The following is a 7,202-nucleotide window of genomic DNA, read 5'->3' on the forward strand; positions in this document are numbered from 1 at the left end:
AATTGTCATATCGTAGGTTGATGAATCAGATAATGATACTGTGTTAGTTTTTGCTGTTTTACCTTTCCCGTCATCCAACTCAAGTATTAAGTCATATGAACCACTATAGAATATATAGAATTGATAGGTTACATTAGTGGTGGAAGGTAACATAGTGTTTGAAATAAGGTATTGGCTTTGCACACCTTTTTGTAGTATGATGCTCACATATACATTATCACCGTCAGGGTCGTTGTATTTAAAACTTGCATTGATAGGTTCTCCAGTGTAAGCGACATACTTTGATAGGTAGAACTCATCTATCACTGGAGGTCTGTTAATGATGGACAATACACTACATCCAGACATCAAAATAGTGGAGATTAGAAGAATAAATGTTATTATTTTGTTTATCATAGTAAAACCTCCATAATTGTAAATATTGTAAAACATCTGTTATGACACCTTTTGTCAGTTATCGCTAGATAAAACGAAGAATCAAGTAGTAGAATAATCTAACTCTTTCAAGGAGGTATTTTGCTTTCTGTTAGATGTAAAGGTTTTTAATTTATCCTAAAAAATTTTTCACTTATGACAGAAGTTGTCATATGTGCTATGTTATAATACATCTTGGGTATCGTATATAAGAGGTATTTGTTATGTTAAAGTCAATTTCTTTTTTAAACATACTGCTTCTGGCTGTGTTTGTAAGTGGGTGTATATACAAAGAAACTGTTTATATAAACAGACCAAGGGAGTTTTCAGAAAGGATTTTAGGGTCTGTTTATACGAATTTAAACTTTTTGCAGAATATTAGTATGACAACTAATACGAATCTTATAGAGAGGAATATCTTCTCATACTCAATACTTGATAGTATTTCTAGAATTCCTTATACGAATGTCAAAGCTTCTAGAAGTATCGTTGCTGTTGAGATTTCTTCAACAGTGCCTGAATATATACATCTTGTTAGGAGAGCAATACTTCAAGAGATATACCTACAAGAAGGAGGAACTATACCTCTTTCGTCTATTAGTGAGAAATCACCTGTTGCTTTTTTAGCGTATAGTTTGCTCTTTCCTGGTTTATCTCTTTTGTATGCTGTTGGAGATAACGCTCTCTGGGATTTGGATTTTGAGGCTGTGAGGTTTGATGAAGCCCATGGAGTAGTGGTAAATCCGCCACCAATAATAACTCGTGATTTGGGAATTCTTAGTTATGGTATTCTTTCAGAACTGACAGATAAGTTTTTGCTTTTATACGCTATCTCTGCTCCCTGGACAGTGAAGTTTGAGATATACCTTTTAATTGGATTAATTATTAGAGTTTCTTCTGCGATTATAGGACTTGACCTTATAAATAAGCATAATACGATAATTAACTCTGGATATAATGTTGATAGAAACTTTTCAGTTAGTCTGCTATATAACAAGGATAACTATCCTTTAGTTGAGGTAAGGATGTTTCAGGTGAGGTTCTGATGAGATTGTTTGTGAGAGGGTTAGTATGAATTGTAGAGAAATGAAAGTTAGATATTTATAATTCAACCAAAATTGGGAGTATGTTATGCTTGAGGTAATGTATGAACTTAGTAAATACATACCGCCGAGTCCGAACAGGGTTGAAGGAGTTGAACTTGATCTAGTAGATGCTAAACATGTTTTGTGTATTGAGTTTGATGATAGAGGAAAGTATAAGGATGTTTCATACGAGCAATTTCATAAAAGTTATCCTCAGAAGTATCTATTCAAGCAGAGAGCGTCAAACCCACCTACCTACACACCTTCACTCTATCTAACGGAGACCGAAAAGACACTTAAGCATCTAACAACCATTATATCCAACCTTCTTAAAGACTCGGAAGATAAACTTATAGAGGATATATACGATGAATGTGAAAAAAATAAGAAGAAAATATTTTCCTCTATAGAAAATCATAGATCTAAGCTTCGGGAAGGAAAAATTTTGATTACCTTGAAGATTGGAGGTAAGTATCTTCGTGAAGTGCCGAATTTCGTTGATGCTCTAGTTGCTTCACTCAAGAACAATAGCAGGTATTTGGCTACCAAGGGTAAAGGTGTTTGCTCAATGTGTGGTGAAGTTAAGGAAGTTTATGGAGATAACTCACCATACGCTTTCTACACACTTGATAAGCCTGGGTATATAGTTGGAGGTATGAGAGAAGATATTTCTTGGAAAAACTTTCCTTTGTGTTTTGAATGTAGGTCTAAACTAGATGCTGTAAGAAACTACATAGAACAGAAGCTTACCTTTTCCTTTGCTGGAAACATAGAGTATCATATGATACCTTATTTCTTTACAGACAATCGAATCTTTATCCGGTCAGTGTTGGGAACGATTTCTGGTAGTGGTAAGGATGTAAGTGTGGATAGGGAATCATACAGAAACCTAACGAGTGATGAAAGGGAAGTTCATACCATAGCAAAGATACTAAACGAGCAGAATGTCTTTTCCGTGACACTAATGTTTCTAGAGGTACAGCAAGCAAGAGAGACAGTAAGATTACTTATACAGGATGTCTATCCTTCCAGATTGAAGGAGATTTTTAATAAAAAAGGAGAAGTTGATAGATGGATGGAGAAAATAATGAGTATAGGAGTATATAGCATTAGCGAAAACTACAGAAAGTTTATGAATGCTTTGTATGTGAATACGAATAATCTTATGAATTTCTTTACATCAAGATACAACGAAGTTCAGAGTAGCGATAGGTTCCCGTTCAAGAAAGAGTTTTACAAGATTGTAGAGAGTATATTCAAATCTGTTCCTTTTGACGAAAAGTCTCTAATCAGAATATATATGTTATCTTTGAGAAAACTTTTCAACGACCCTGAAAGAGTAAATAACTTCTATTTGCTAGTTCTACGATCCTATTTCCTATATGTCTTTGTAAAACTTTGTGTAGAGGGAGGAAGTCTTATGGATCAGTTTTCAAATCTTGATGATTTCCTAAACTCTTTGAAAGGTTTGGGAGATAATCCAGTTGCTAAAGGTATATTTTTGACAGGTGTTCTAGCCCAGCAAGTCCTTGATTATCAGAAGAACAAATTAGGAACGAGAGCTTTTTCTTCAAAACTTGGAGGTCTCATACTAAATAAGAGAGATGTTATGAGGATACTATCGCAGGCAAGAAATAAACTAAACGAATACGGTATATTTGGTAAATTTAGTAGAAAGATATTTGAAAAAGCATCAGAGATTTTGTCGTCTTCTGATGATTGGAAGATGAATATTGATGAGATCTCCTATTACTTTTCACTTGGACTTGGTATGAAGAAGAAAGTCTATAACTTTCTTTATCAGTCTGATAAAGAGAAAAAACAAGGAGGAGTAATATGATAAATAATAGAAGAGAGTTCCTTTTCATTTATGATGTTTCTTTTGCTAACCCTAATGGTGATCCTGCAAATGAAAATAGGCCTAGGATAGACGAGGAAACTGGAATTAATTATGTAACTCCTGATAGGCTTAAGAGAGTGATAAGAGACCAACTGGTGGACTTTGGAGAGAATATCTTTGTGAAAAAGGAGGTTAAAGATGGTAAAGTCCTTACTAGGAAGGATATATTTGATAGCTATGGTAAAAACATAGAAGAGATACTGAAGGAGTGTATAGATATTAGACTATTTGGTATCACTTTGGCTGTTGGTAACAAGGATGATGAAGATTCTTCGGGTAGTGAGAAAGGTAAGAGTAAAGTTTCCTCTGAAGGAGATTTTCGTTCGCTAACAGGACCTGTTCAGTTTAAATTTGGTAAGTCTCTCCACAGAGTCAGTCTTGAATATGTGAAGGGAACAACAGTTTTAGCTTCAAAGAAAGGGAGGGTTCAAGGAACTATGACAGAAAAGTGGATACTACCATACTCTCTTATTGTGTTTTATGGAATAGCAAACGAAAAAGCAAGCCAATCAACTGGTTTAAAGGATGGAGATATAGATAAGATGCTTAGAGCTATGTGGATAGGATTTAAGGCGAATACAGATATTATCTCAACTTCAAAGATGGGACACAATCCAAGACTACTCCTTGAGATAGTATACAAGGAAAACACATTGACACACATAGGAGACCTTGATAATCTGGTATCTCTTAAGACTAACAAAAGAGATGAAGAAGTGAGGAGTATAGAAGAGGTTGAGATTGATATGTCAAAACTAGCCGATAAGGTCAAAGAATATAAAGACAAGATACAGAAGGTAAGGTATGCTATTGATTCTTCTGTCAAACTAAGTTCTAGGATAGAGGATGTTTTCTCGGGTGTGAGTGTTGAGAGAATAAACTTTGATAAATAACTTTAGGTATGGATAAGGTTGTAATTTTTGATATATACGGTGATTTTGGACACTTTAGGAAGTTTTACACTACCGCTTCTCCACTTACCTATGCTTCTCCTCCACCTACTACTGTGAGGGGTATTATATCTGCTATTTTAGGGTTTGATAAAAATAACTACATTCAGAAAGCGAATAATTTGGATGTTGCTGTTAAGATACTCAATCCTGTAAGGAAGATAAGATTAGGTCTTAATTATGTGAGTACCAAAGCAAGCCCACTTACCATTAATTTCAAAGGAATAAAAGAGCGAACTCAAGTTTTCGCTGAGTTTCTCAAAGAACCTCGTTATAGGATATTTGTAAAGCCAAGAAACGAGGAAGGGAGAGATATTTTGGAAACTCTTAACTCTCTTCTAGCGGAAGGTAAAACTAACTACACTGTCTCTTTAGGTCTTGCTTATCTCCTTGCTAATGTCAAATACGTGGGTAAGGGTGAAGTAGAAAATATAGTAACTTCTAAGAGGGTAGATACTGTTTTCTCATCGGACATTATAGAGAACATAGATGTCAAAGGTGATAAGAAGATTGTTAAAGAAAGAATGCTTCTATATATGGATGATGATAGAATACCTGGTGAGTATGTTGATGTGATAGCAGAGATAACGGGTAAATCCATAGATGGTAGTTTTAAAAATGTCTGTATAGTATCTTACGGTGCAGAAAAAGATAATGTCTTCTTCTTTAATAGTTAAATAAGGTGAGATGTAGTATGTCTTCAGGTATGCTATCAAATATACTTTCACATCCTGAGAAGCATCTTGAGGAACATATAAACGGTTGTCTTAGACACTTTAGGGAAGAGGTATCTAAACTTAATCTAGACGAAAAACTTTTGAAGGCAATAGAGATACTGATTGTTTGTCACGATATTGGTAAAGCAACAAGTTATTTTCAAGGTTATATAAGAGGAGGCGAAAGGAACCAATTTACAAATCATTCACTCCTATCGTCTGTTTTTGCTTACTATATCACAAAGAATCTTTTAAATGATACAAAACTTGCAGTTTATAACTTCGTTGCTTGTAAAAACCATCACTCCGACCTTTGGAACTCCAAAGAAGAGGATGTTAATTTTCTAATGGATGAACTTACTATCGTATCTCAATCAATATCTCCAAACCCGGACCCTCCAGTAGCAGTTGAGTATCTAAAAAAGCAGTTAGATAGCATAGACTTTGAGGAATTTCACAAGTTTGTTTCAAACCTTGATGTTTCTGAAGATGTAAAGTCCGCTCTGATGGTGTCTAAAGGGCAGGTTGAGGAGTGGATAGAAAGCATTGAAGGTGAACTGATGGAATTGAAAGGAACACAAATAATTGAAGATGAACTGATGAAATTGAAAGCAACACAAAGAATTGAAGATGAACTGATGGAATTGAAAGCAAAACAAAGAATTTTACAATCTCAAAATGGAGGCGCTGAACTTACTGATATTCCAAACTGTGTTAAGATATATGGTTCAATTGAGGACTACTTTACCTTCCTACTAATGTTCTCTTCCTTAGTTTACTCTGACAAAAAAGATGCTATACTGCCAATTGACTTTGACTTCAAACTTGAGTATCTGGAAGCTGATGAGAAGATAGTTGAGAAATACAAAGAGACAATCAAAACAAACTACAACATAAACGCTTACAGAGAGAAAGCATATAATGAGGTTTTGAATACTAACATTCAGGAACTTCTTGAGGATGGTAAGAGATTTTTCTCTATTACTCTTCCAACTGGTATGGGTAAAACACTTACGGGTTTTGCGTTTGCCCTGAAGTTAAGAGATTTTCTGAAGAAAAGTGGGAGAGGTGAGTATAAGATTGTCTATTCATTACCGTTTTTGAGTATAATAGACCAGAATTTTGATGTGATAGAGAGAGTACTAAAAGAGAACGGTATTCATACGACTAGCGATAATGTTGTAAAGCATCATCATTTAAGTGAGTTAAAGTATAGGATTAATGGAAATTCTAAAGACAACTATTTAGATACGGAGATTTCAAAGTTGTTTATAGAAACCTGGGAGACAAACATAGTAATAACAACTTTCATTCAGTTGTTTTTGTCAATAATAACAAATTCAAACTCTTCAAGTAGGAGATTTATAAAACTAGCAAAGTCAATCATTATTCTTGATGAGGTTCAAACGATACCTTACAAATATTGGGATGTCATTAGGGGATTTTTTGAGAGATATGCTGAAAAGTTTGATGTGTATATAGTATTTATGACTGCAACTCAACCAAAGATACTACCTACGTTTGAACTTGTTAGGGACAAAGATTACTACTTTACAAAGTTAGATAGAATAGAGGTAAGCTACGATAGTGAGGAGATGACGATAGATGAATTTCTAGGCAAGTATGGCTACGAAATTCAAAGATACCTAGAATATGGTAAGAAGATTCTTTTTATATGCAACACCATAAGGTCTTCAAAGGAATTATATAAGAGTCTTTCAGAAACGTTTGATAATTATTCAATAACTTATTTATCATCGTATGTTATACCAAAGCACAGACTTGAAAGGATTAGAGAGATAAGGGATAGGGAGTATGACATTCTAGTTAGCACACAAGTTGTTGAAGCTGGGGTGGATATTGACTTTGATGTTGTCTATAGAGACTTTGCACCGATTGATAGTATTATCCAATCATCTGGAAGATGTAATAGGAATGCTAAGAAAGACAAAGGAATTTTGAAAGTGGTTCATTTGGTTTATGAGACTAGTAAGGATGGAGAAGGAGAAGCAATACTGAGGTTATTGAAGTATGCTAGAAGCCACAAGTCAATATTTTCATCCAAAAAACCTAAAGATAGGATGTGGTATGCATCGCTTATCTACGACTACTTGCTTCTTCAATGCACTGAAAGAGT

General features: G+C 34.6%; 6 protein-coding genes. 5 read left to right on the plus strand and 1 reads right to left on the minus strand.

The annotated features are described in order from the left end of the window. A partial coding sequence (locus NZ579_07965; GenBank protein ID MCS7299870.1) for a hypothetical protein occupies positions 1 to 396 on the minus strand: 396 nt, incomplete at its 3' end. A 242-nt stretch (positions 397 to 638) separates the two neighbouring features. On the opposite strand from NZ579_07965, the gene NZ579_07970 reads away from it, so the two are divergent. The 5 genes from NZ579_07970 to cas3 all read left to right on the plus strand — a co-directional run. Further along, the gene (locus NZ579_07970) at positions 639 to 1,460 is read left to right on the plus strand and encodes a hypothetical protein (GenBank protein MCS7299871.1); all 822 of its coding nucleotides are present in this window, start codon (positions 639 to 641) and stop codon (positions 1,458 to 1,460) included. Positions 1,461 to 1,545: 85 nt separating this feature from the next. Next, positions 1,546 to 3,339, plus strand: coding sequence for a TIGR02556 family CRISPR-associated protein (locus tag NZ579_07975; protein ID MCS7299872.1), 1,794 nt, complete (start codon positions 1,546 to 1,548; stop codon positions 3,337 to 3,339). Continuing rightward, positions 3,336 to 4,292: a type I-B CRISPR-associated protein Cas7/Csh2 gene (gene cas7b / locus NZ579_07980; GenBank protein MCS7299873.1), complete on the plus strand. Its 957-nt coding sequence runs from the start codon at positions 3,336 to 3,338 to the stop codon at positions 4,290 to 4,292. Before NZ579_07975 ends, cas7b begins: the two co-directional genes overlap by 4 nt. 8 nt (positions 4,293 to 4,300) lie before the next feature. Then, the gene (cas5b, locus tag NZ579_07985) at positions 4,301 to 5,026 is read left to right on the plus strand and encodes a type I-B CRISPR-associated protein Cas5b (GenBank protein MCS7299874.1); all 726 of its coding nucleotides are present in this window, start codon (positions 4,301 to 4,303) and stop codon (positions 5,024 to 5,026) included. Between the two features lie 17 nt (positions 5,027 to 5,043). Further along, positions 5,044 to 7,202 (plus strand): CRISPR-associated helicase Cas3' (gene cas3, locus NZ579_07990; protein ID MCS7299875.1); only part of this gene is annotated, 2,159 nt, incomplete at its 3' end.

Source organism: Spirochaetota bacterium (genome assembly GCA_025061835.1).
Classification (GTDB): Bacteria; Spirochaetota; Brevinematia; order DTOW01; family DTOW01; genus SKYB106.